Annotated in this window: 3 protein-coding genes; 2 read left to right on the top strand and 1 reads right to left on the bottom strand. The window is 69.8% G+C overall.

Going from position 1 to position 2,944, the window contains the following annotated elements; translation table 11 throughout:
- A partial coding sequence (locus QM595_RS02380) for a hypothetical protein (protein WP_415169921.1) occupies nt 1–221 on the top strand: 221 nt, incomplete at its 5' end.
- A gap of 238 nt (nt 222–459) precedes the next feature.
- Here QM595_RS02380 and QM595_RS02385 read toward each other — a convergent pair.
- Nucleotides 460–1,149 (bottom strand): DUF6801 domain-containing protein, encoded by a 690-nt coding sequence (locus QM595_RS02385; protein WP_415169922.1) that lies wholly within the window; start codon nt 1,147–1,149, stop codon nt 460–462.
- Between the two features lie 218 nt (nt 1,150–1,367).
- Here QM595_RS02385 and QM595_RS02390 point away from each other — a divergent pair.
- Nucleotides 1,368–2,944 (top strand): Ig-like domain-containing protein (locus QM595_RS02390; RefSeq protein WP_415169923.1); only part of this gene is annotated, 1,577 nt, incomplete at its 3' end.

Genomic DNA, 2,944 nt, shown 5'->3' on the forward strand with positions numbered 1-2,944 from the left:
CGGCCTCGGGGGCGAGTGTCTCCGGTGAGGTCACGGTGACCTTGACGAAGGGGAAGAAGGCCAAGTCGGTCACCGCCACGCTGACGGCCGGCAAGGCCGTGGTGAAGCTGCCCCGGCTGGCCAAGGGTAAGTGGAAGGCGAGTGTCGCCTACGCGGGTGACAGCGCTTTCGAGTCGGCCACCTCGAAGGTCGTGACGATCAAGGTCAAGAAGAAGAAGTAGCAGCACCGCACGCCACCGGCGGTCCGGGCACCCTGCCTCGACGGGGCGGGTGCCCGGACCGTACGGCGTTCGAGGAGGCCGAGATCCTCAGCCCGGACCCCTCGCGCCGTGGCTGTGGGGGATCGCGGTGGTGGTCAGGGGTGTCGTCGGTAAGCACGTCAACGCCTCCATCACGGCGTTCGACAGGGCCCTGGCCGGATCGGCCGGGGCCCTGCGTGGTGAGTGGGTGGAGCGAGGGTCAGGAGACCGCGATCGACTCGATCGTGGTGCCCTGCACAGTCTCGCCGTCGGTGCCGCAACGGAACAACACGTCCTGGGTGGACCAGCCGACCTGGGTGCCGAGGAGGTAGACCGGCTCGCGGACGGTGATGGTCGTGGTGAAGGCCACGGTCTCGGTGGAGCTGGCGCCCGAGGCGTACCACGGGTCGGTGACGTTGTCGTTGTCCGGCGTACGGACGGCTCCGGTGCCGGTCCACCCCGACGGCAGCGAGATCGCCGGGATCGTGCCGGAGGCGCTGGCGTCCTCATCCGACGTGCCGCCGAAGGCGACCCAGCCGCTGGCCAGCGAGCCCAGGTTGTGGACTCCCTCGGTGCTGCCGAAGGTCGAGTTGACGGCGAAGTTGCTGGTGGCGACCTTGAACTGGGTGTACCCCTCGTCGGTGGCGATCTCGAGCAGCTCCTGCGGGGCGGTGACCGTCACGGTCGCGGCGGTCGCCGAGACGGCGCCCCCACTGCTGGCGGTGGTGGGCAGATCGACGTCGACCTCGACGGGGATCTCGAAGGGCGTCGTGTATAGCTCCTCCCACGAGGTGTAGCACTCATAGGACTTCGCGCCGGTGGCCGCCTCCGCGGGGCCGGGGACCCCAAGGGCCATGGCGCCGAGGGTGAGGGCGGCGGCGACGCGGGCGATGCTGTTGACAGGGCTCATGCGATTCGGTTCCTCCCGTGCGGGCGAGACCCGTGCGGTCTCTTAGGGTAGCCTTGCCTTTGTTTTTGGAACCGAGCAATCCATTGCCGTCAAGTCGTCCGCTGCGATGCGACTCCGGGGGCCAGCGGACAACCTGAGAGTTGTCCGTTGACTGCGGGTTAGGGATGCCTAACTGTTACGCGGTGCGTAGATGTTCGATGTGCGAAGGAATGAGGCGTATGCCCCGGAGTGAATCTCCCTCGACGAGCAGGACCAGGTGGGTCCGGGCGGGACTCGCCGCCCTGCTCTCCGCCGCGCTGGCCGGCGGCTCCCTGGGCGGCGGCTCCCTGGGCGCGCTGGTCGGAGCTGCTCATGCCGACGACGCCGACCTTCCGCTCTTCGAGCCGGACGTCACCGACGCCGTCAGCTCGGTCTGCACGTTGACCGGGGCGGCCAGTACCATCACCGTCACGGTGGCGCGGGTGCTCTCCTCGGTGCCGATCCAGGTCATCTCCGGTGAGACCTATCCGGCGCAGGAGCTCACCGTGAGCTTCGAGCTGACGAGCCTCAACCGCGGCAAGTGGATCACCGCCTTCGGCGACGGCGAGGCGACGCTCGGCTTCTCCGGGCTCGCCCTCGTGCTCGAGCGCGAGGGCGCCGACGACGTCACCTACGACCTCGGCGACGTGACCGTGCCGGCCTCGACCCCGCCCAGCAGCGGCAAGTGGACCACCGATTCGGCGACGGTGTCGGTCCCCGCCATCACCGTCCCCACGGACGGCTCCGGAAAACCGGTCTCGCTTTCCCTGCCCAGCACGCTGACCTTCGCGGGTTCGGTGACGGACGAGGGCGTGTCGACCACCGTCGAGGGCACCTGCACGGCGAGCACCGCCATCGCCACCATCCCGTCCACCTCGAGCTATGACCTTCCGCTCGACGCCCCCGCCGAGGCGCCGCTCGGCACGGTCGACTACGACTGCGTCATCACCAACGAGCTCACCGCGACGGAGGTGGCCGTCGGAAGCCTCGCAGTGAGCGTGACCGGCGATCTTCCCGCCACCGCGCGCATCGGTGAGACGCTGGCGTCCGCCCCGGTCGTGGTCGGGATCCACTCCGACATTGCCGCCGTGAGCTGGGCCACGACCGGAGACACCTTGAGTTCCCGGCCGCAACAGCTGTACGAGGTGAGCGAGGCCGCCGTGACCGCCGAGGTGGGCGGCGAGGCCGCGGGCTCGGTCTCGCTTGCGGGGCTCCGGCCCAGCTACGACATCCAGGACGGCGAGCTGACCGACTGGTACGTCGCCACGGAGCTGGCGGGAGTCACCGTCCCGACGACCGCGGCCGCGGGCGAGAGTCTGGACCTGGCGCTCCCCTCCGAGATCGCCGTCGTCGTCGAGGGCACCAGCGTCGCAGGCTCGGGCATCGCGTCCAACCTGGTGAGGCTCACCATCGAGTGCACCGCGGCCGAGGGGGCCGAGTTGACCATCGCGCAGATCCCGGTCGCGAAGTGGGCCACGAGCTCGCTCGCCACGCTGGCGTCGTCCTCGGTCCCCCAGGGCACGGCGGGATCACTGGCGGTGAGCGTGACGAGCGAGTCCGGCACGCCGTCGGGCACGGTCTCGGTGACCGGCTCGGGGGTGTCGCAGTCGGCGACGTTGACTGATGGCAAGGCCACGGTCGCGCTGCCGGCCACGTTGGCGGTGGGGTCGCACACCTTCACGGTGGCCTATTCCGGTGACGCCACTCACGAGGGCTCCTCGGCGAGCCTCACCCTGACCGTGACCGCTGCCAAGGTCGCCACGACCGCGTCGCTGAA

The sequence above is a fragment of the Nocardioides sp. genome (assembly GCF_047607185.1).
In the GTDB taxonomy this organism is placed as follows: Bacteria; Actinomycetota; Actinomycetes; order Propionibacteriales; family Nocardioidaceae; genus Nocardioides.

What these genes read in the sequence shown, in the direction of transcription:
- QM595_RS02385 (WP_415169922.1), bottom strand. Translation starts at nt 1,149, where the DNA reads ATGAGCCCTGTCAACAGCATCGCCCGCGTCGCCGCCGCCCTCACCCTC.